The organism is Amycolatopsis sp. PSD-21 (assembly GCF_055561455.1).
In genome coordinates, this window is record NZ_CM145712.1 from 1,850,877 (window position 1) to 1,871,450 (window position 20,574).

Below are 20,574 nucleotides of genomic sequence, written 5' to 3' on the forward strand. Positions count from 1 at the left end.
ACCTCGATGATCAGTTTGCCTGCTCCTGCTCCGGGAACCCTGCACGGAAACGTGATCGGAGGCAGTAATGGGCAGCCAGAGCACTCATGGGTTCAACCGGCTCTCGAACAAGGCGAGTTCGTGGCTGGCGCATCCGCTGTTTTTCGGCTTCGTGGTGCTCGCGCTGGTGGCGTGGGTGCCGACATTGTGGCTGATGGAGACCGGGGCGTCCGACCTCGTCGTCGACTCCATCACCAACCCACTGCAACTGCTACTGCTGGTTCTACTGCACAATAACCAGCACCGGGTGAGCAAAGCGAGCGACGACCGCGCGGACCAGACAGCCCGCGCGCTGGCAACGCTTCTTGAACACGCAGCAACCACGACTCAAGACGAACAACGGTCGCAGCAGCTCCGCGAGGAGGCGGTACAACTACAGCGTGACGCCGAGAAAGACAACGAACTCAGCAGCGGTGACACACAGCGCCGCGAATGACGACGCCTTCATACTGACCCATAACACTGTGGGCAACCATAAGGGGCAAGCAAGGCCAGCGAGCCCACGCACCCGAACACCCTGACAGTGGGATGAACGAGGGAACCGGGCTCGACATCGGTTGGTCGCGTTCTGGTTGGCACTCCCTCGAGGTGCTCTGATGCCGGAGCCGGATCGTCCGGACACGGTCACCAGCTCTCGGCCGTGTTTACCTGGGAACTGTGTCGTCCGCGGCCCTGACGTTGGCGTTGTGGAGGAACTGCTCGTGTGTGTAGGCGTCGTAGATGGCTGCCTGGACGAGGCCCGTATTTTTCGCTGAACTGCTCGTAGCTGAAATATTTTCAACGGTTCCGGTCGCAGTGACGATGCCGCCCTCCTTGAAGTTCTTCGCCTTCTGGTTCAGAAGTACCAGCAGGTAGTTGTCGCCGTAGACGCCGGCGTTGAGGACAAGAGCGTTTTCGTTCCCCGGATCGTTCACCGCCAACGTTAACTCGATTGTGCAGCACCGGCCGCGACTCGTGACGGTAGGCGCGAGTTTCACGTTCCGGCTTCGAGGGAACATTTTTCTTGCTCCGGCTAGTTCTGTCTTGGTGGCAGTGTTAATACGTTCGAGCTGCACGTCTCCAGTGGACGGTCAGGCGGCTGACGGCCACGCTGCTGTGCAGGCTCAGGGTCACCACCCGCACGGAGGCGGCGGCCCTGGCGGGGCAGTCGTATGTGCTGGACGAGGTCGCACAACCACCGGGTCACCCAGCGGCGGGCTAGCGGTCGCCGATCACTCGCCCCCGATGCGGCGGCTCTCCTCCAGGTCCTTCTCCCGTTCTTGCTGGCTCTTCTTCGGGATGATGCTGATGCCGCCCGAGCTCTCCAGCACGGCGTACTCGATCTGGTCCAGCCGCAACAGGCCTTGGCTCTTCCTGGCTGACGCGAGGATGTCGTCGGTGCTGATGTGTTCCTTGCGCAACCGCTCCTGCAGTGGCTTGCCGTGCTCGACCAGTACCAGCGGGGCGCCTTCGGCCAGCCTGCTGAACGCCGTGGAGCGGGACTTCAGCATGTCGGCGACGCGGTCGAGCACCACGAGGGTGAGAATCGCCAGCGCACCGTGCTGTTCGGCATCCTCACCCCGGCTCCCGGCGGCGGGTTCGAGGTCACCCTCGCCGGCGGCGGGCACCCACCCGCGCTGCGGTTGCATGACGGGGAGGTGGAGGAGATCCGACCGAAGGGCGGGATGCTGGTCGGTGCGCTGCCCGATGCCGGTTCACCACCTGCTACCTGCACCTGGAGCCCGGGCAGACCCTGCTGCTCTACACCGACGGACTCACCGAAGCCCGCCCCGACGGCGCCTTCTTCGGCGAGGACGGACTCACCGCGTTCCTCACCACCCGCCCCCGCACCCTCGCCGAGCAGCTGATCCGCGACCTCACCCACCTCATCACCGACTTCGACCCCCCACCCACCGACGACATCGCCCTCCTGGCGATCACCGTGCCCAACCTAAGTCCCCAGCACCCGGACGAACACGCACCCCAACGCCAACCACGCCAAGCCGGACCAGTTCCCCGGTAACCGCAGACAGGAATCCTCGAACCCGTCTGCTTCGCCGTCGGGCCTACCCGTCGTTGGTCATCGTGGCGTCCGCTCCCGACATCGGTCGGCACCACATGGCCGTGACCGCACTCGTAGTACCCGCAGACGATCCGATACCGGTGACACTGGTGGCTGCCAATTGGGAAGGTCACCGCGGGCCGCGAGGACATACACCGGACCGGCGGGTCACAACTAACCGGAAAAACCGAAGAGCAGCAGGCGCTGGTTTGCGGATCGCCGCCCGGCCGCCCTACTGGGATTTCGGCAGCCTGAACTTCCCGGCCTCGACTCCGCCGATGAACGCCTCCCATTCGCCCTGGTCGAAGACCAGGACGTACCCCTCTGGGTTCTGGCTGTCCCGCAAACCGACCGCGTTGCTGCTGAAGGACACCTCGACACACTGGTTGTCTGGCGGGTTACTCAGGGGCGACTTGTGCCATACGGCAAAGTTGGTGTCGAGGTGACGCTTGTGGGCATCTTGGATGTTCATCTGCTCCCTCGTACCCTTCCGATCTCAAGCCATATTCCAGCTACAACGACGAGGCGATGCCGAGCAATGCCCGCCGCGTCTGCTCGGGCCCGCTCGCTGCCGCCTTCTGGTGGTCCCAGAGAGTCAGATACCGCGCCGTCCGCTTGCTGTTGTCGACGTACTCGCCACCGTCATGCTGCTCAAGGTAGATGATGTCAACCGCGGGCTTCGTGTCATAGCCGAAGATCGTGTAGTCGTGTCCTTGGCCCATGTAGTAGCCAACGCCGAACGGCACGACTTGCAGCTCGACGTTCGGCCGGTCGATGGTCTCCACAAGCCGCTTAATCTGGGCCTTCATGACCGGACCACCCTCAGTCCTACGCAGCGCCGCCTCGTCGATGATGAACCAGAACTGCTGGTCGGCGTTCTCAAGTACACGCTGCCGAGCCAGTCGGTTGGCGGCGTACTTGTCGATCTCGTCGGCTGTCAGCGAGGGCCGCCATGCTCGGGCGTTCCTGCGCATGTAGTCCTCAGTCTGCAGCAGTCCTGGGATCACCAGAGCTTGGTAGGAGAAGTACCGGTTGCAACTCGGCTCCATGTCGACCAGCAACCGCAGGTACTGCCGGAACCTCGTGCTGAAGGCCCCGCGCTTCGTACGTCGGTTGCTCTCGGACTGAAGATCTCGCGTGTAGGCCCGGTCAGCCTCGTTGGCGGCATAGCGGTCGAGCAACGCATTCAGCTCGATCAGCTTGATCCCGCTCCCACCCTCGATGTGCGCGATCTTCTGCTGGGTGCATCCGAGGACGGCCGCCGCATCCTCCTGCGTGACCTCGGCGAGTTCCCGCAGCCGGGCCAGCTGATTGCCGAGGACGACCTTCATAACCGCCGGCGGCAACTGCAAGTGCTGCGTCACGGATTCCTTCACCTCCACAGAATGTCCGGTTGCGGAGCGTATCCACAATTCACCCATTCGGCCAGCTGGATAATCGGAGTACACAAGTTAATATCTAGATGCAACCTAGCCAGGTTACCAGGTAGCGAAGGGGTGCGGAGCGATGAGTACACAAGCTAACATCGCCGCTGCGACGGCCGCGGTTGCCCCCAGTGCCGTAGAAGCCCCCACGATGTCGTGGGGGTCTGGGTTGGCGATCGCAGCGGCACTCCTTCTCATGGTGGGCTGCGTGGCCGGAGCGGTGCCGGCTGGTGGTACTTCGGCGAGCAACGTCGGATCCGGCAGTGCTGCGAACAAGTCCCACCGAGCCGAGCCCCGAGGCACCGCAGACGACGCAAGCCGCCCTCGCCTCCCAGGGCGTCGACCTTCGCGTTGCCCGGCCACGCAGCCCCCCGGCACGCCGAGTGACTTTCTGACTCGACGGCTTACCGCCCACCAACGCTCACACGCCAAGCAGTCCTAGGACGCAGTGCAACCCGCGTTGCCTGACCTCCTGCCCAATTCAGAGGAGGTGGCTCGCCGTGACAACGTCGACCACTGGTGGTCCAGCTACACGCTCGGATTCGACTCCCGAGGAACGGTGCACCTTCTATCGCAACAAGTGTCGGCTTCCAGCCGTTGTCGATCCCGCGACGCAGCGCATCCTTTTGCCTGTCGGCGGACTCGTTGGCGCGATCACGATGCCGCTACACCTTGGTCGGCGTGTGCTCGCCGGCCTGCGGATCCGGATGCTGGCAGGCCCGGTCGTCGAACGGCCCCACATCCAGCGTTGGACCTTCATCACCGGCCCCGGCCACGACCTTGACGAAGTCGTCTCCGCTGATCTGCTCCGGCTCGGAGCATCGGTTGCTGCGCAAGGAGACAACCTCGTTCTGCCGACCCCCGAGGACGAAAGAATCGGACTGTGGCGCTGGGAGTGCGTCCCGCAGGCATCAGGTGGCGTCCCGCCGCAGTCTGCCGTGATCGCTACCACGAGAGCGATGGCGACTTCGACCGTGCAGTGACTGATCTGCTTGTCCTGCAGCAACCAAGAATTCCGGTGGTCCGGCCCAGACCCCCGACGTGGATCGGGCCACCGGTTCCCAACCCTCTCCCTGTATGCGAATCGAGGTGCACAGGTGGTTACTTGTCTGATCGATCGTCATAGCGAGCCGGATGGTTGGCGTTACCGTCTTCGACATACACCGAGCGTTCACTCGGGTGACCAGGGTGCTCGGCAAGCGGGACCCCAGGTCGTTAACTTGCGTGTTTTGGATTGCTTGCCGCCGCAAACAGAGGTTGATCTCCTTCCCGATACGAATAGGAAGGACGGCGAAGCATCCGCTACTACGCAGCTCGGCAACGGTGACGACCATCGGGACCCACAGTTGCTTGATGCTGTCCGGGGAGGAAACGTTGCGGCTTACGGCGAACTGTACAAGCTTCATGTCGGCGCGGCTCGCAACCTGGCTCGCCAGCTTGCCCAGTCGATGCCCGAGCGCGACGATCTGGTTTCAGAGGCATTCAGCAAGGTCCTCTACACGCTTCTCGGGGGCCGAGGGCCGGATTCAGCTTTCCGTGCCTACCTGTTCACGGCGTTGCGCCACACGGCATACGACAAGACGCGCAAGGCCCGGAAGGTGGAGCTGACCGAGGATGTAGAGATGACGGTGGGCCCAGTACAACTCAGCGTGCCGGACAGCAACCGGGTAATGGCCGGGTTCGAAAAGGATCTTGCAGCGGATGCGTTCAATCGGCTACCAGAACGATGGCAGACAGTGCTCTGGTTAACCGAGATTGAGGGTAAGACACCAGCTGAAGTGGCTTCCCGCCTTGGCCTGACAGCCAACGGTGTTTCGGCATTGGCATATCGGGCACGTGAAGGGCTTCGCCAGGCTTATCTACAAGCACACCTGGCAGAGCCCACGCTCCTCAGCTGCCATCCCACGGTCAGACGGCTTGGTGCCTGGACTCGGAACGGCCTGTCAAAGCGGGAGACTCAGCAGGTTCGTGAGCACCTCGCAAGGTGCGGCTCCTGCTGCCAGCAGTCGGTCGAGCTCTCCGAGATAAATACTGCCTTTCGCAGTCGAGCTGTAGCGTCAACCTCCCATTCCCGGCCCGCTGGGGCGATCCGACAGTCCAGAAGCGGGCAGATGCCATTGTCAAGGCAAGTCTCGTGCAGTTCGACTACCGCAAAGCTAGCGAGCTAGACGTATTGAGCAGGAACGGTACTGGGGGCAGCAGAGGAACGAGGTGTCAGCTCGTGCGCCGCGGCTGACTCCCGACGAGAAACAGATGATCATCGAGCTGCACCTGATCAAAGGTCGGCGGCCGGTAGCCGATGAACACCGCCATCGCCCGGCAAGTCGGCCGTACCCGTACGGCCGTGGAGAACACAGTTGAGCAGGCCGGCATTGCCCGGCATAGCAAGCCTTGGCTGACCACGAGGGAGAAGAAGCGCACTCTTGCGCTCTCCCAGACACGGACTGGCATCCGCTGGACCTCCACTGTAGAGATCAGCAAGATCACGGGACGTTACGAACATCTCCTCGTGGGAGGTTGCGCGGAGGACCGTTCAGAGACTACAGACTGGCGGCACCGCGACCGGCGGCCAGGATCAAGCTCGCGGCAGGTGTCGAGGTGTGCGCCCGCACCTCGGTGCACCAAGAGCGACATTCTGGTCGTGCCCTGGAGGGCGTCACATCAGCGGCTGGATGAGGAGCGCAGTGATCGCCCCGACAACAAGGAACGGGCCGAGGGCGACGTCGTTGCTCGGTTTCACTTGTCGTCGAGTGGCGCGGAGCGCGACAAGTGCTAAGGCCGCAGCGAGCCAGCCGAGCAGCGTCCCCGAAAGAACGGTCGACCACCCACTCCAGCCCAGTGCGAGGCCCAGTAGACCACCGAGCCGGAGATCGCCGCCGCCAAGTTGGCCGGGTCGAAGGAAGTAGAGCGTTCCGTAGAACGCGAGGAGCGTGAGCATGCCGGCTGCGGAGCGGATGAGCGGGTACGCGTCGCGGTTGATTACGGCGGCCAGGCCGAAGAGTGCGGCCAGGACGAGTCCGCTGGGCCAGATCAGCTTGGTGGGCAACTGGCGGAAATTCCAGTCCACCGCGGCGAGCAGGACACCGATACCGGCAAGCCACGAGTATGCGAACAGGTCAGGTTTCGCGCCTATGCGCCAGGCCAGTCCTGAGAACATCAGCGCGGTGACCACCTCCAGCAGGGCCGGCGGCGCCAGCCGCTCGCTCTCTGACGGGAGGATCGAGCCCCGCTGAACGCCGATACGTAGGGCGCTGGCAACGATGAGTCCAACGAGGCCCCAAGCAGCGATGCTGGCCGCGGTCACCGTGGAGCTCGTGTCGTTCGCTGGCGGTTCGCGGGAGTGACAGAACTCGACATGGTGTAGCCCCCGTAGGCCCCCCTGAATACGGCTGTCCGATGTCGCGAAACTACTAGTCAACGACAGTTGGACAGGCCGTCATTAGCCCGTTTGGGTGGATCTTGCTCGATTGTCCCTGTTCCGACACCTGTGTCCCTTCATAGGGACATTGCAGTCTCCTAGGGGGCGCCAGTAGATGTGGTGTGTACCACAGTAGGTCGAAAGAACTTTTCGCGGATCTGAGGGGGTACATGTGGTCGGGGGCAATGTAGACGGCCGCAACGGTCGGCGCAGGGTGGGACTGGCTCTTGTTGGACTCGTTGCGCTGACGTTGGCGGCCTGTAATTCGAACTCGTCTTCGGCGCCTGAGGGCACGGCTGGGGCGGTAATGCCGCCGTCAACGACCAGCGCTCCGCCGTCGTCGGTTTCTCCTGCGGACGCCGCGCGTCAGGAGGCGACGGCTGCCTACACGGGTATGTGGCGGCAGATGGCCAAGGCGGGCGAGACCGCGGATTGGCAGTCGTCCAAGCTTGCGAAATATGCGACCGGTGACGCGCTCGGGGTGATCAACCGGAGCCTGTACACCGATCACCTCAACGGTGTGGTGTCCAAGGGAGCGCCGACGAACAACCCTCAAGTATCCAGCGTGGAACCCACTGCGAATCCGACCACAGTCATGATCTCGGACTGCAGTGACAGCTCGAACTGGCTGAAGTACAAGGACGGCCAGTTGGTCAACGACACACCGGGCGGACAGCGCTCGATCACCGCGGAAGTCAAGAAGCAGCAGGACGGCACGTGGAGGGTCACCCGCTTCGCCGTGGAGGGGGTGGGCTCGTGTTGAAACGTTCAGGAGTTGTGATCGGTCTGTCCGCGGCCGTGCTGGTAGCGAGCGCACTGCCCGCGCTCGGAGACGACGGGTACGGGTTCACCGACTGCACCCAGTACCCCAACCCTGGTTGCGAACTCGGCGCAGGCAAGAATCCCCGACCTGGAACCGGCAACCAGGGCAACGGAAACAACAAGCCCAGCAACCCTGAACAGACCAACCCTGGCACCGGACAGGCCAACGCTAACGGGGACACGATCATTGGCGGCATTACCAACCTGGCCCAATGCGGCTACGAACGCACCAGCTACCAGGACCCACCTCCAGGAAGCGCGCAGCCGGCAGCCTTCCATGTGCCGCCCAAATCCCGCGCGGTCACCGCGGTGCCCGCTGCCTACCGGCCGCCGCAGGGTGAGCTCATCACCGCGCAGTTCGCGGTCGCGCAGCCGCGGTTTGCGCAAGCCCAGCCGCCGTCGGGTGCCTGGTACGTCTACAAGTGCACCGGGCCCGGTTTCCAAGATGCGCTGTACCGGCCGCCGGTCTGGATCGCCGACGGCCAGCCAGGCGGCTCGGCGCCGCTGCCATCACCTGCCGAACTCGCTGCACAGGCGCGGAACCAGCTGCGGTTGCCGGCCCCGAAGATCAAGGCGAACCCGGCCGGCGACCAACTCGTCAACCTGCCGACCTGGTTGTGGCTGGACCGCAGCAGCTGGGACGATGTCTCGGCCACCGCGTCCGTGCCGGGCGTGTCGGTGACCGCGGTCGCGAGGCCGACCTCGGTGACGTGGTCGATGGGTGACGGCGGCTCGGTGACCTGTAGCGGCCCTGGCTCGCCTTTCCCCGCTGCTGGTGATCCGAAGAGCGCCTCACCGGATTGCGGCTACACGTACAAGACGTCCTCGGCCGGGCAGCGCGCCGACGCGTTCCCGGTGGCCGCCACGGCGAACTGGACTGTGACCTGGTCGGGCGCGGGCCAGGGCGGCACGTTCCCGAACATGACGACCTCGGCGTCGGTGACGTTCCGCGTAGCGGAGAGCCAGGGAATCGCGACCGGCTGAACCGAAGCCTCCCGCCTCACGAGGGCGGGCGTGCACAACGAAACAACCCTGTTAAGAGCAAGGCACGTCGAACACCCGATTGACGCGTCGCGATGGCGTTATGCCTGAAGGAGGTCGGTGGTGACCACTACCGCAGGTTCGACCGGCACGGACACGACGGCGCAGAAACAGGCGACGCCGAACGCGTGGGCTGGCCGTGATGGCAAGACTCCTTCGCGCTTGAGCGGTAGCGGTCGGCGCCGCAGCGTGCCCTACCTGTTGCTCGGCGTCCTGCTGGTTCTGGTGTGCGCCGCCGGAGGTGTGTTCGCTGGAATGCAGTTGGGCAACCGGGAAAGCGTTCTCGCCTTGGCCCGTCCCGTCGCTGTAGGCCAGATCCTGACCCCGCAGGATCTCAAGCAGATCAGCATGGCGGCGGACTCCGGTATGGACGTGATGTCCGCATCGTCTGCGTCCACAGTGGTGGGACAGCCGGTCGCGTTCAGTCTGCCTGCCGGTTCGCTCGTGACTCAATCTGTCCTCGGTGCACCGCAGATTCCCGCGCAGGGTAGGGCAATTGCCGCTGTCGGGCTCAAGCCGGGCCAGTTCCCGCCGGATCTGTCGCCCGGTACCACCGTCGCGGTGCTCACCACACCAGAGCAGGGCACGACGACGGGAACGTCGACCGAGTCCGGGCAGACGTCGTCGTGGAACGCGGTGGTGACAGGTATAGCCACGCGTGAGGCCGAGCAGACCACAGTGGTGTCCCTGCAATTGTCCGAATCTGATGCTCGTGCGTTGGCTTCGGCTCCTGCGGGGCAACTGAGTCTGGTCGCGATCGCGGGAGGGGACCGCTGATGCTCATTGCCGTCTGTTCGCTCAAAGGATCGCCCGGCGCGACCACCTTGGCGACCGCGCTCGGCGCTTGGTGGCCGGGGCAGGAAAACCCGATCGTGGTCGAAGCCGACCCAGCTGGCGGTGACCTGATGGCCCGCTTCCGGCTGCCAGACACACCGGGCCTGGTGAGCTTGGCCGCCGCGGCACGAGGCCGTGGCGCAGCGGCCTCGACTCTGCTCGCCCAGCACACCCAGCTTCTCCCCGGTGGCCTGCGGGTGGTGGTCGGCCCGGTAGGTGCCGAACAAGCTCGCGCCGCCCTGGCGGTGCTGGCCTCGGGGCTGCCCTCGCCGCTACGGCAGACCGCCGACCAGCCGGAGACCACGGTCATCGCCGACTGTGGGCGGGTCGATCCGGACTCGCCCGTGTTCCCGATCATCCGCAGCGCGGATGCGATGCTGCTGGTCGCCCGCCCTCATGACGACGAGCTCGCGCACGTCGCGCTCAAGCTGCAGGCCGCCCAGCAGTGGTCGCGCCGCCCGTGCTTCGTCCTGGTCGGCGACGGCTACCCGACTGCGGAGGTCTCCCAGGCCCTGCGCATCCCGGTGATGGGGCGCGTGCCGCGGGATAACAGGGGCGCCGCCGCGCTGTGCGGCCAGGGCACCGGTCGACGTGGGCCGGACAAGTCCGCGCTCGGCCGCGCCGCCGCCAAGATCGCGCTCAACATTCACGCGCACTGGCGTGTGCCGGCCGGGAGTAACGGCACTCGTGCACCGCACCTGCGGGTGGCTGTTCCGGGTGAGCCGGTCTCGAGTGCGGCACTGCAACCGCTTGGGCCGCAGACCGGTAACGGAGCGACGTCATGACGCGGCCTGCCCTCGGCGACCCGCGCCTTACCATTTCAAACAACGGCACTGGCTCGAACCCGGTCGCTGCCCAGCCTCTGCCTGGACCGGCGGAGCTGCCTCACCGGCCCCCGGGTGAGGCAGCCGCGGTGGAGCGGCTGCGGCAGCACCTGCGCGACGAGTTGTCCATCCAGCTCAGTCAGCGCATCCGGGCCGACGAGACAGCGGGCCGCCCGCCGATGGACGCCCAGCAACGACGCCGGTTGGCCGAGGCGATCCTGACCGACGCGGCCGAGGCGCACGCGCGGGCTGAACTTCGCAACTCCGCCACCGGGGGGATGCTGGTGGCGCCCGAGGTCGAGCAGCGGCTGATCCGTCAGGTCCTCGACGAGGTCTTCGGTCTGGCCGGTCTGGAACCGCTGCTGGCCGACAGCGACATCGAGAACATCAACATCAACGGTGACCGCATTTTCGTCAAGTACGCCGACGGCCGACGCAACCGTTTGCCACCGGTCGTCGGCTCGGACACCGAGTTGATCGACCTGATCCGGGACCTGGCCACCCGGTCCGGGGTGGAGGAGCGCCGCTTCGACCGCGGCAGTCCGATCGTGAACTTCCAGCTGCCTGGTGGCGAGCGTGTCTCTGCGGTCATGGCGGTCACCGCGCGGCCGTCGGTGTCGATCCGCCGGCACCGGTTCGCCAAGGTCACCCTCGCCGAGCTGCGCGAGAACGGCACCATAGACGTTGCTCTGGAGAGCTTCCTGAAAGCCCTGGTGCGGGCCAAGCGCAACATCCTGGTCACCGGCGGCACGGCGATCGGCAAGACCACGCTGTTGCGCGGCCTGGCCTCGGCCATCCCGCTGTGGGAGCGACTGATCACGATCGAGGATGTTTTCGAGCTCGGCCTCGGCGAGGACGCCGACGCCCATCCGGACGTGGTGGCGCTGCAGGCTCGTGAACCGAACATCGAGGGCCAGGGCGAGATCTCCCTGTCGGACCTGGTGTGGCAGTCCCTGCGCATGTCGCCGGACCGGGTCATCGTCGGCGAGGTCCGCGGCCCGGAGGTCATTCCGCTGACCAACGCCATGTCCATGGGCAACGACGGCAGCATGGGCACCCTGCACAGCAGCTCCAGCCAGGGCGCGTTTACCAAGCTGGCCGCGTACGCCGTGCAGGGCCCCGAGCGGCTGCCGATGGAAGCGACCAATCTGCTGGTGGCCGCGGCGCTGCACTTCGTGGTGCACCTGGAGAAGCCCCGCGACGATCCCAGCAAGCGCGTGGTGTCCTCCATCCGCGAGGTCGTCGGTGCCGACGGCGCCCAGATCATCAGCAACGAGGTCTGGCGCCCCGGCCCGGACCTGCGCGCTGTCCCTGGTGCGCCGCTGCGTACCGACACCGTCGACGTGCTCGTCGAGGCGGGCTACGACCCGGACCTGTTCGAGCGGCGCGAAGGGTGGTGGACGCCATGACCGCGACTGCCGCTCTATTCGGCCTGCTCGGCGCGGGTGTGGCCGTCGGGGTCCTGCTCATCGTCGCCGGACTGCGCAGTCGACCCGCCCGCGAGGCGTCGCCGTCGCGGCTGAGCTCCTGGCTGGCCGCACGGCACGACCGCACCCAGGTCGGGTGGCTCGTCGTGGCCGTGCTCGCCGGCCTGGCCGTCGGCGCGGTCACCGGCTGGGTGGTCGCCGCCATCCTGACCGTCCTCGCGGTCGTCGGCCTGCCGCGGATTCTCGGCTCCAACGTCGACCACAAGCGCCACCTCGAACGCATCGAGGCGATCGCCGGCTGGACGGAGATGCTGCGCGACACCCTGGTCGCCGCGGCAGGTCTGGAACAGGCCATCCTCGCCACCGCCCCGGCCTGCCCCGAGGCGATCCGCGAGGAGATCACCGAGCTGGCCGTCCGGCTGGAACGCGGCGAACGCCTCGCGCCGTCGCTGCGCCACCTCGCCGACCAGCTCCGCGACCCGACTGCGGACCTGGTGATCTCCGCGCTCGTGCTGGCCGCCGAGCACCAGGCCCGCCAGCTGGCCGACCTGCTCGGCGAGCTCGCCAGCGAGGCGCGCGAGCAGGCGTCGATGCGGATGCGGGTCGAAGCCGGCCGCGCTCGCACTCGAACCAGTGTGCGCGTTATCGTGATTACCACGCTGTCTTTCGCGAGTGGTCTGGTGCTGCTCAACCGCGGCTACCTCGCCCCGTACGACTCCGCGTTCGGCCAGATCATGCTGCTGTTCGTCGGCGCGTTGTTCGCTGCCTCTTTTGCCTGGCTGGCAAGGATTGCGCGGCTGCGGGAGCCGGAGCGCTTCCTCACGGAACTGGCCACGATCCGGCCACACGATGCCGATGTGCACGTCGATGATCTGCTCACCGGGCAGGGAGCGTCGTCATGATCAGCGCGTTGCTGTGGGGCGCCGGGATCGGTGTCGGCTTGTGGGCGCTCGTGGTCTACGTGTTCCCGCCGAGGCCGCCGCTGCGCGCTCTGGTCGACCGGCTGCACGCGACCCCGGCGCCACCGCCGATCCTCACCGCGGACTCCGACGGCTGGGCCCTGCGCGTGGGCCGCCCATTCATCAAACCGTTGGCCGCGCTCGGGTTGCCCCACCGCACGCTGCGCAACGACCTCGCGGTCACCGGCAAGAGCATCGAACACCACCTGGCAGAGAAGGCCACGTTGGCGCTGACCGGGCTGCTGCTGCCGATCCTGATGCACCTCCTGCTCGTCGTGGCCGATGTCGGTCTCGGCTGGGAAATTCCCGCGGTCGCCAGTCTGCTGTTCGCGCTCGGGGGGTTCCTGCTGCCGGACATCAGCGTCCGGCAGGAAGCCGAACGGCGCCGCTCGACCTTCCGGCATGCGCTGTCGGCCTATCTGAACCTGATCCGGGTCCTGCTGGCCGGCGGCGCCGGAGTCGACGGCGCGCTGTCGGACGCGGTGAACATCGGCAAGGGGTGGGCGTTCCAACAGCTGCGCCGTGCGCTGGTCACCGCCAAACTGACCCGCACCACGCCGTGGTCCACCCTCGGTCAGCTCGGCACCGAACTCGACGTGCACCAGCTGTCCGAGCTGGCCGCCTCGGTCAGCCTCGCCGGCACCGAAGGTGCCCGCGTGCGCGCCAGCCTCGCGGCCAAGGCCGCGGCGCTGCGCACGCGCGAGCTCACCGACGCCGAAGGCGAAGCCCAGGCAGCCACCGAACGAATGAGCCTTCCCGTGGTGATGCTGTTCGGCGGATTCCTGATTTTCATCGGGTTCCCTGCACTCGCGAGCGTGCTGGGAGGTCTCTGAGTTCCACAAGAACTGTCCATACCGGACCCCGAACCATAGGGGAGAAGCTGATGTTCACCGAAGTTCAGATGCTCATCGCCCGCATCCGGGCCCAGCTGGAGCGGCTGCGCCACGACGAAGGTGGTTACTCGACCGAAGCGGTCGTGGTCACCGCTTTGCTGGCGGCGCTGGCCATCGCGGTCATCGCGATCATCGTCATCAAGGTCACCCAGAAAGCCAACGGGATCACCCTGTAGGCCGGTGACCACGATGCCTCGACGCCCCAGCCGACCCCGCACGCCGAACATGCGCGAGCGTCCACACCGGACATGCGCGCAGGCGGCGTTGCGCCGACTGCGGACGGATCAACGTGGCGCCGGCACGGTCGAACTCGTCATCGCCACGCCGCTGCTGTTGCTGCTGATCCTGCTGATCGCGCAGTTCGCCCTGTACATGCACGCCACCCACATCGCCCAAGCCGCAGCGTCCGAAGCACTGTCCGCGGCACGGGTGTACGGCGGCAGCTCCGCCGCGGGCAACACCGAGGGGCAACGAATCCTCACGCAACTGGGAAGTGGTCCGTTGCAAGGAACATCGGTCAACGTCCAGCGGGGACCGACCCAGGCATCCGTGACGGTGACCGGGACAGTGATCAACGTGATCCCGTTCGCGACCTTCACGGTTCACGCCGAAGCCGTTGGGCCCGTTGAGAAATTCACCCCGCCGACCGGCACCGGGACGGTGTCACCATGACCGCGGCCCACCGGTTCCCCACGTTCGCACCTTCGGCGTGCGGGCGAATCCGCGCGCTGCGCCGTGACGAACGGGGTTCCACCGCCGCCGAGCTCACTCTACTGACTCCGCTGCTGATCCTGCTGCTGTTGTTCGTCGTGTTCTGCGGCCGGCTCGCCGACACCAAGTTGCGGATCAACGACGTCGCGCACCAAGCCGCCCGTGCCGCCACCCTGGCCCGAACCCCATCGCAAGCCACTGCCAACGCCCAAGCCACAGCCAGCGCAGCACTGGCGTCCGCCGGGATCAGCTGCCAGTCGCTGTCGGTATCCACCGACACCCAGGGACTCAAGCCGGGTTCCACGGTGACCGTCACCGTCTCCTGCAGCGTCGGCCTCGGTGACCTGACCTCGCTCGGTGTGCCCGGCAGTCGGACGTTCCAATCCAGCTTCTCCTCCCCAGTCGATGTGTGGCGCGGCACCTCCCCGAACGCTCAAACGGGAGGTGTGCCATGAGGTTGACCGCATCGCTGCGCCGCCGAACGCGCCGGCTACGCAAGGACGAGGACGGTCGGGTGACCGCGTTCGTCGTCATCATCGCGCTCGCCGCGCTGCTGTTCGCCGGGCTCGTGCTCGACGGCGGACTCGCGCTGGCCGCCAAGGTCCGCGCGATGGGCGAGGCACAAGAAGCTGCGCGGGCCGGCGCCCAGGAAATCGACCTGACCGCCTACCGCGCCGACGGCACCCTGCGCCTGGTCCCGCACCAAGCCACCGCAGCCACTCACAGCTACCTCTCCGCCGCGGGCCACACCGGCACCGTGTCGGTCGCCGGCAACACGGTGAACGTGACCGTCAGCATCAACCAGCCCACCCAGCTGCTCGGACTGGTCAACATCGGCTCGATCACGGTCACCGCAACCGGGCAAGCCCAACCACAGCGCGGAATCTCCGACGTTTCCCTGGGGTTCGCGAATTCTGAAGTGGACAGTGATGGGAACTCAAGTGGTGGTGGCCGGTAATGAGGGTACTGGGATGCTTGGGTTCACGAACCGATGGCGGGAGCGTTGGTCGGTTCTGGTACTCAGGAGCGTGTTGTCGGCGTTGCGGCCTGTTTGCCGTGGTGTCAGCCTCGGGGTGCGTACATGATGACGGCGACACCGATGAGGCAGAGCAGGGCGCCGGTGATGTCGTAGCGGTCGGGGCGGTAGCCGTCGAGGGCCATGCCCCAGGCCAGCGAGCCCGCGACGAAGATGCCGCCGTAGGCGGCGAGGATGCGGCCGAAGTGTGCGTCGGGTTGCAGGGTGGCGACGAAGCCGTAGAGGCCGAGGGCGATAACGCCGGCACCGATCCAGATCCAGCCGCGGTGTTCGCGGACGCCTTGCCAGACGAGCCAGGCGCCGCCGATTTCGGCGAGCGCGGCCAGCACGAACAGTGCAATCGACTTCAGGACGAGCACGAGCAACCTTTCCGAATGTTGCGTGGTGGCGCGGCGTGGCAGGGTGGCGGTTCAGCCGGGAGCGCCGAAGAGGTCGGCAAGCAGGGGGGCGGCGTCGTCGGGGGCGTGCACGTCAAACTGCAGCTCGCCTGCGGACAGGTGCAGCGTGAAGGTGAAGAAGGCGCAGCATTGCTGTTCGGCTGCAGCGAGGGCGGCGACTTCGCCTGCGGTGTGCGCGGGCAGGTGGAAGCGCAAGCCGCCGTCGATGGGGTCTCGGCGGTGGGCGTGGTCCAGCAGTTCGTGCCACTGCTGGGCTCGTTCGGCTTGATCGCTGCCGTTGAGCGTGCAGGCAATCGGTGCGGGCGTGGCCCCGTTGTCGCCGGTGTTGTCGGTAGCGGGGCGCGGTGGGCTCAGTTTGATGGGCGTGGGTTGTGGGTCGTGTTGGTGGTGCAGGAACCCGCAGCCGGGGTCGCAGCGGCCGGGTCGGGGCGGACCGTCGATCTCGGTCAGGGCCTGGCGCAGCCGCTCGGTGAAGGCGTCGAGTTCGGTGGCGCGTTGTTCGGCCTCGGCAATGCGGGCCGCGAGCATGGGGCGCAGCCGGTGTCGGACGTCGGTGCACAGGCCGTCTTCCCAGACCTGCAGCAGGTCGCGGATCTCCTCCAGGGGCAGGCCGAGTCGTTTGCCGGAGCTGATGAAGCCCAGCCGTTCGATGGCGTCGTCGCCGTAGAGTCGGTAGCCCGACTCGGACCGCTGGGCGGGCAGCAGTCCGGCTTGTTCGTAGAACCGCAGCGTGGTCGGGCGCACCCCGGCCCGCTCGGCCAGTTGAGAGATCCGATAGGTCGTCACACTCCGACGGTAAACCTTCGAGTCGACTCGAAGGTCAAGCTGTTGCCGCTGAGCACACAGGCCGTCGAGCTAGGCGTGTCGATCGCTGGTCGGCAGATCGGGAGGGTCGAGGACGACCGTGTAGCGCTCGGCGCCACCGACGGACAGGCCGAACAGGTCGCACAGGCGGCGGATATCGCCTCTGGTGGCGTGAACTTCGTGCAGGATGCGGTCTTCGCGCAGGGCCTGGGTGGACAAGCCCAGGCGGTGGGCCAGCCACTCGATCTGGACGGGGCGGGTGTGGTTGGCGCTGCGGTAGTGGATGAACAGGTGCGGGTTGGCGGTGGCGGGCCAGCGGGCAGAGCGGTAGTCGAGGTAGGCGCCCAGCCGCTGGCGTACCGGGCCGGCGAGCGGGATGGTGCGATCTCCGGCCTGCAGGTGGCCGTCGTGGACGTCGGTGAGCTGCAGGTTGCGCAGTTGCTGGGAAGACAGGGCGTGGAAGGCCACCAGCGCGGCGATCGCCGCCCGGGTGGTGTCCTCGCTGCACAGCGCCTCGCGGATGTCGTCGACCGGGGTGGGCAGGGGGATGCGGCCTGGTCCTCGACCGAGCGGGATACGCGCGGTCGGGTTGACGAACACGCGCTTGTGGGCTTTGAGCAGCCGGAAGATCGAGCGCAGCCCTTGGAGCATGGTGTGGCGGGGTGTGCCGGAGGTGGGCAGGATCGCGAGAACGTCATCGCGGGTGATCTCTCGGAGATGTTCGTGCCCGCGCACCGCCCAGGTTTGCAGTGCGGGCAGGGCCCATCGCAGTTTGGCCTGGATCGTGCGGGCCGCGCGGGGAATGCTGCGGGGTGGGCTGGTGTGGCCGTGGCGCATCACGTCGAACCACCACCGCAGGTCGGTCACCATCTCGTCGGGCAGGCCGGTGGTTTTGGCGGTGAACCAGCGTTCGATGGTCGGGACGCGGTCGTCGTGGAGGAATCCGTGGGCGGCCAGGACGTCGAGGATGGGGCGGACCGGACCATCGATGACGGACAGGGTGGCGACATCGCTGGCGTTGGTGGCCGCGCCGGGAGTGTCCTGCAGCCCCAGCAGGATGTGCAGGCCCGTCCGGGTGCGGGTGGCGACCTTGGAGTCCCAGCCATGCCGGGCGGCGTGTTCGGTGACGCACTCGTCGAGGTAGGCCGCAAGTCCTGGATCGGACGGGGCCGGAAAGCCGCGTGCATTCCCGGCATGCAGGTCGCGGGGCAGGGTGAAGGCAACCAGTTGCTGATGGCGTATCGGACAACGGGCGGGCAGCGGCCATGGTCTCTGCCGCCGGCGTTGGTCGGCCGCAGCGGCGCGAGCGGCGCGGACACCGAGCCCGGTGAACATGTCGGCGAAGTACAGCTGGTGCCCCCAGCGCCAAATGTGCTCGGCCTGGTCGGCATGGGTGCTGCTCGGCAGCCAGAGTGCCTGTTTACGGCACAGCCGGCACAGGCCGTTGGCGTTGACATGGCTCATCCGTGCGCAGATGACGCAGTCGGCACGGTCGGGGTGGTGGCGTCGCCAGCCGCGGCATCCTTCGCACAGCCAGGCGTTGCCGCGTCGGGTGCCCCACGCGTGGCAGTCCGGGCACGAATCCACCGTCAACGGCGAGAACCGGTGACAGCGCACACACAACCCGGCGGTGTAGTAGTCGCTGGTCGAGCCGCACTTCAGGCACGGTGGCGCAATCCCCGGGCCGCCGGGCTGGCAGGGGTAGCAGAAGTCCGACTGGGCCGTCTTGACCGGGCGTTGCCCGCAGCGAGTGCACGGCCGTGGCGTGGTCGTGGTGTTCGTGCGCATCGCGTCGAAGATGGTCCACTGCAGCACTTTCCGTGGCGGTGCGCCGGTGGCGGCGAACCGCGCGGTCGGCCCGGGCCGCAGCCCCGGCGGGCCAGGCCGAGTCGCCCGTCCCGCCCGGCTGCGGAACAGATCGGCGAAGAACAGCTGGTGCCCATGGCAGATCGCGGCGGCGAGATCGTCGGTGCCGACCAGGTCGGCTTGTCGCCAGCACAGTCGACACGCGCCCCAATTCGGGTCGAGGGCCACGCGCCGCCCGCAGGCGACACAGTCACCGAGCGGGCGGCGCTGTCGCCACGCGTGGCAGCCCTGGCACAGCCATTTACGAGTGCGGGTCGCGCCCCAGGCGTAGCAGTCCTCGCACGAGTCGATGGTCAGCGGGGAGAACCGGTGGCAGCGGGCGCACAGGCCCGCGCTGTAGTAATTCTCGGTCGCTCCGCAGCGCTGACACGGCGGGGGCGTCACCGGCCCGCCGGGCTGGCAGGTGCAGCAGTAGTCGACATGGCGGTGCTTGACCGGGCGAGTCCGGCATACGCTGCACAAGCGCGGCCATGGCCGGCCACTCACGCCGGCGGCACAGACCGGTGCCGACCGAACCGGGGCGTGACCACTGCCCCTCCCGTGGCCTCGGCCGTCTTCTGCGGCCTGCGGGCGGCCACCTTGTCCGGTTCCCGGATCAGTAGCTCGGTCGGTTCACACTCCAGCACCGCGCAGATCACATCGAGGTCATCCAGCCGGATCGTGGTCGGCGTGCCGGTCCACAAGGCTGACATCTTGCCCGCACTGATCTCCAACCCAGCCTCGGCCAACCGGCGGCGCATCTCCGTGGACTTCCAGATACCCGCCTCAGCTGCTTTCATCCGCAGATTCCACCGCATCAGCACACCTCCGCTACTGCATGAGCCGGGAGGCCACCCGCTGGTTGGCCGTCTCCCAAGCATGTTCGATGTGGTTGGCGTGGACATGGATGTAGCGCGTCGTCGTCGACAACCATTCGTGACCCAGAATCTCTTGTATCGCTTTGAGATCCATGCCTCGCTCGTACAGCGACGAGGCGCAGAAGTGCCGCAAACCGTGCGGTGTCAACCGACCCACCCATACTGGAAGCCACCGGTCGACAGCATCCGCCAGGCTGGAACGCAATGCGTCATCGCCGATCCGCACACATCGCCCGGTGTCGCGGTCGCGGCGCTCACTCGGCAGCAGTGGGGCATCCGGATCAGACCAATCCGGACCGAACTGGTGGCGCACATCGGTCAGCCACCACTCCATCAAAGCGTCGACCTCTTCGATCGCGGGTACCAGACGAGGTTTGTGCCCACGCCCTCGGCTGCCCTTGCCGAACCGGACATGCAACTTGCCCCGTTCACCCAGATCGGGCCGCCAGTCGCGAATGTCAAGCATCAGCGACTCCGTGATCCGCAAACCCGCCCGACGCCACAACGAGGCCGCCATGTAGTCACGTGCCGCCGGCAAGAACTTCCGGGCATGCGGCAACGCCTCACGCCACGCGCCAAACAGTACCTCGACCTCCTGCTGCCCAGGTGGCACCCGCACAGCGACGTAGTCCGGCTTGGACGGACGGTTGAACTCATCCACCGGCTGCTCGAGAACATGACCGGTCAGCGCGTGGATGTCTCCCTGGTAGCGCGCCACGAGGAACTCGAAGAACGCCGTCAGCGTCCCCGCCTTGCTGTACACCGTGGACGCCGCCCGGCCACGCCTGCGCTGGTCAGCCAAGAACCGATCAACATCCTCAGCGCGAGTCGTCCACACCGGTCGGCCAGTGAAGCGCACGAACTCGAACACCACCGACCGATACGACCCCACCACACCGTCCGTCACACCGGCGCCGACCTGCGCCAGAGCGAACTGATCCACCAACTCCTGCTCAAAGTCCTCGAACTCTGCGGCAGTGCGCAATCGCCGCGCGGCCCCCAACGACCGCACCTCAGCCAACGCCACGGACACCCCTGTTCAATCGGAGAACGAATGTGTCAACAACATCGGCATCTCGTCGAGAATCTCGACCATCAATCGGATTCTCCACACCAACGAGTGAACCCACTCCCACCAGGACAAGCGCCCGACCTGGCGCTAATGGTCCCCAACGAACCC

25 protein-coding genes and 1 pseudogene are annotated in these 20,574 nt (G+C 66.6%); 14 read left to right on the top strand and 12 right to left on the bottom strand.

Going from position 1 to position 20,574, the window contains the following annotated elements; all coding sequences use genetic code 11:
- Nucleotides 1–67 precede the first annotated feature (67 nt).
- Entirely contained in the window at nt 68–475 is a 408-nt protein-coding gene (locus ACZ1DY_RS09095) for a hypothetical protein (protein ID WP_043829893.1), read from the top strand.
- A gap of 208 nt (nt 476–683) precedes the next feature.
- Here the strand turns inward: ACZ1DY_RS09095 and ACZ1DY_RS09100 are convergent, their stop codons facing one another.
- Entirely contained in the window at nt 684–1,094 is a 411-nt protein-coding gene (locus ACZ1DY_RS09100; RefSeq protein ID WP_144024174.1) for a hypothetical protein, read from the bottom strand.
- 156 nt (nt 1,095–1,250) lie between these two features.
- Nucleotides 1,251–1,667, bottom strand: a complete 417-nt coding sequence (locus tag ACZ1DY_RS09105) for a DUF421 domain-containing protein (protein WP_197684733.1) — start codon at nt 1,665–1,667, stop codon at nt 1,251–1,253.
- On the opposite strand from ACZ1DY_RS09105, the pseudogene ACZ1DY_RS09110 reads away from it, so the two are divergent.
- Nucleotides 1,578–2,041: pseudogene (locus tag ACZ1DY_RS09110) on the top strand (PP2C family protein-serine/threonine phosphatase). The gene ACZ1DY_RS09105 and the pseudogene ACZ1DY_RS09110 overlap by 90 nt on opposite strands.
- Nucleotides 2,042–2,312: 271 nt before the next feature.
- Here the strand turns inward: ACZ1DY_RS09110 and ACZ1DY_RS09115 are convergent.
- The 3 genes from ACZ1DY_RS09115 to ACZ1DY_RS09125 form a co-directional block, all read right to left on the bottom strand.
- Nucleotides 2,313–2,552, bottom strand: coding sequence for a DUF397 domain-containing protein (locus tag ACZ1DY_RS09115; protein ID WP_043829889.1), 240 nt, complete (start codon nt 2,550–2,552; stop codon nt 2,313–2,315).
- A 40-nt stretch (nt 2,553–2,592) separates the two neighbouring features.
- Nucleotides 2,593–3,456, bottom strand: a complete 864-nt coding sequence (locus ACZ1DY_RS09120) for a helix-turn-helix domain-containing protein (RefSeq protein ID WP_228708111.1) — start codon at nt 3,454–3,456, stop codon at nt 2,593–2,595.
- A 713-nt stretch (nt 3,457–4,169) separates the two neighbouring features.
- The gene (locus ACZ1DY_RS09125) at nt 4,170–4,340 is read right to left on the bottom strand and encodes a hypothetical protein (protein ID WP_157376276.1); all 171 of its coding nucleotides are present in this window, start codon (nt 4,338–4,340) and stop codon (nt 4,170–4,172) included.
- Nucleotides 4,341–4,601: 261 nt separating this feature from the next.
- Between ACZ1DY_RS09125 and ACZ1DY_RS09130 the strand changes: the two genes are divergently transcribed.
- On the top strand, nt 4,602–5,672 hold the full coding sequence (locus ACZ1DY_RS09130; protein WP_228708112.1) for a sigma-70 family RNA polymerase sigma factor: 1,071 nt from the start codon (nt 4,602–4,604) through the stop codon (nt 5,670–5,672).
- Nucleotides 5,673–5,718: 46 nt separating this feature from the next.
- Here the strand turns inward: ACZ1DY_RS09130 and ACZ1DY_RS09135 are convergent, their stop codons facing one another.
- Nucleotides 5,719–5,991 carry a hypothetical protein gene (locus tag ACZ1DY_RS09135; protein WP_043829885.1) on the bottom strand — a complete coding sequence of 91 codons (273 nt, stop codon included), beginning with the start codon at nt 5,989–5,991 and terminating at the stop codon, nt 5,719–5,721.
- Between the two features lie 169 nt (nt 5,992–6,160).
- A complete protein-coding gene (locus ACZ1DY_RS09140; RefSeq protein ID WP_043829884.1) occupies nt 6,161–6,808 on the bottom strand; it encodes a prepilin peptidase in 648 nt (215 codons plus the stop codon).
- A 421-nt stretch (nt 6,809–7,229) separates the two neighbouring features.
- Here ACZ1DY_RS09140 and ACZ1DY_RS09145 point away from each other — a divergent pair, with 421 nt between their 5' ends.
- The 11 genes from ACZ1DY_RS09145 (at nt 7,230) to ACZ1DY_RS09195 (ending at nt 15,391) form a co-directional block, all read left to right on the top strand.
- The gene (locus ACZ1DY_RS09145) at nt 7,230–7,685 is read left to right on the top strand and encodes a hypothetical protein (RefSeq protein ID WP_228708113.1); all 456 of its coding nucleotides are present in this window, start codon (nt 7,230–7,232) and stop codon (nt 7,683–7,685) included.
- A gap of 14 nt (nt 7,686–7,699) precedes the next feature.
- On the top strand, nt 7,700–8,728 hold the full coding sequence (locus tag ACZ1DY_RS09150) for a hypothetical protein (protein WP_043829882.1): 1,029 nt from the start codon (nt 7,700–7,702) through the stop codon (nt 8,726–8,728).
- 120 nt (nt 8,729–8,848) lie between these two features.
- Nucleotides 8,849–9,562: an SAF domain-containing protein gene (locus tag ACZ1DY_RS09155; RefSeq protein ID WP_063697560.1), complete on the top strand. Its 714-nt coding sequence runs from the start codon at nt 8,849–8,851 to the stop codon at nt 9,560–9,562.
- Complete coding sequence (locus ACZ1DY_RS09160) at nt 9,562–10,404, top strand: CpaE/TadZ family protein (RefSeq protein WP_051171899.1); 843 nt, start codon at nt 9,562–9,564, stop codon at nt 10,402–10,404. The genes ACZ1DY_RS09155 and ACZ1DY_RS09160 overlap by 1 nt, the downstream gene beginning before the upstream one ends.
- Before the next feature lie 128 nt (nt 10,405–10,532).
- Nucleotides 10,533–11,852: a CpaF family protein gene (locus ACZ1DY_RS09165; RefSeq protein WP_318780705.1), complete on the top strand. Its 1,320-nt coding sequence runs from the start codon at nt 10,533–10,535 to the stop codon at nt 11,850–11,852.
- Nucleotides 11,849–12,772, top strand: coding sequence for a type II secretion system F family protein (locus tag ACZ1DY_RS09170; RefSeq protein ID WP_081684766.1), 924 nt, complete (start codon nt 11,849–11,851; stop codon nt 12,770–12,772). Before ACZ1DY_RS09165 ends, ACZ1DY_RS09170 begins: the two co-directional genes overlap by 4 nt.
- The gene (locus ACZ1DY_RS09175; RefSeq protein ID WP_043829877.1) at nt 12,769–13,662 is read left to right on the top strand and encodes a type II secretion system F family protein; all 894 of its coding nucleotides are present in this window, start codon (nt 12,769–12,771) and stop codon (nt 13,660–13,662) included. The genes ACZ1DY_RS09170 and ACZ1DY_RS09175 overlap by 4 nt, the downstream gene beginning before the upstream one ends.
- A 50-nt stretch (nt 13,663–13,712) precedes the next feature.
- Complete coding sequence (locus tag ACZ1DY_RS09180) at nt 13,713–13,898, top strand: hypothetical protein (protein ID WP_043829874.1); 186 nt, start codon at nt 13,713–13,715, stop codon at nt 13,896–13,898.
- 13 nt (nt 13,899–13,911) lie between these two features.
- Nucleotides 13,912–14,394 (top strand): TadE/TadG family type IV pilus assembly protein, encoded by a 483-nt coding sequence (locus ACZ1DY_RS09185; protein WP_225950557.1) that lies wholly within the window; start codon nt 13,912–13,914, stop codon nt 14,392–14,394.
- Nucleotides 14,391–14,888 (top strand): TadE/TadG family type IV pilus assembly protein, encoded by a 498-nt coding sequence (locus tag ACZ1DY_RS09190; RefSeq protein ID WP_063697548.1) that lies wholly within the window; start codon nt 14,391–14,393, stop codon nt 14,886–14,888. Before ACZ1DY_RS09185 ends, ACZ1DY_RS09190 begins: the two co-directional genes overlap by 4 nt.
- Before the next feature lie 2 nt (nt 14,889–14,890).
- Nucleotides 14,891–15,391, top strand: a complete 501-nt coding sequence (locus ACZ1DY_RS09195) for a pilus assembly protein TadG-related protein (RefSeq protein ID WP_228708115.1) — start codon at nt 14,891–14,893, stop codon at nt 15,389–15,391.
- Nucleotides 15,392–15,495: 104 nt separating this feature from the next.
- On the opposite strand, the gene ACZ1DY_RS09200 is transcribed toward ACZ1DY_RS09195, so the two are convergent.
- The 5 genes from ACZ1DY_RS09200 to ACZ1DY_RS09220 form a co-directional block, all read right to left on the bottom strand.
- Nucleotides 15,496–15,828, bottom strand: a complete 333-nt coding sequence (locus ACZ1DY_RS09200; protein WP_043829872.1) for a YnfA family protein — start codon at nt 15,826–15,828, stop codon at nt 15,496–15,498.
- A gap of 51 nt (nt 15,829–15,879) precedes the next feature.
- Nucleotides 15,880–16,653, bottom strand: coding sequence for a MerR family transcriptional regulator (locus ACZ1DY_RS09205; protein ID WP_043829870.1), 774 nt, complete (start codon nt 16,651–16,653; stop codon nt 15,880–15,882).
- A 69-nt stretch (nt 16,654–16,722) separates the two neighbouring features.
- A complete protein-coding gene (locus ACZ1DY_RS09210) occupies nt 16,723–18,921 on the bottom strand; it encodes a hypothetical protein (protein WP_144024175.1) in 2,199 nt (732 codons plus the stop codon).
- A gap of 98 nt (nt 18,922–19,019) precedes the next feature.
- Complete coding sequence (locus ACZ1DY_RS09215) at nt 19,020–19,334, bottom strand: helix-turn-helix domain-containing protein (protein ID WP_043829901.1); 315 nt, start codon at nt 19,332–19,334, stop codon at nt 19,020–19,022.
- A 13-nt stretch (nt 19,335–19,347) separates the two neighbouring features.
- On the bottom strand, nt 19,348–20,421 hold the full coding sequence (locus tag ACZ1DY_RS09220; protein WP_043829899.1) for a tyrosine-type recombinase/integrase: 1,074 nt from the start codon (nt 20,419–20,421) through the stop codon (nt 19,348–19,350).
- Nucleotides 20,422–20,574: the final 153 nt, after the last annotated feature.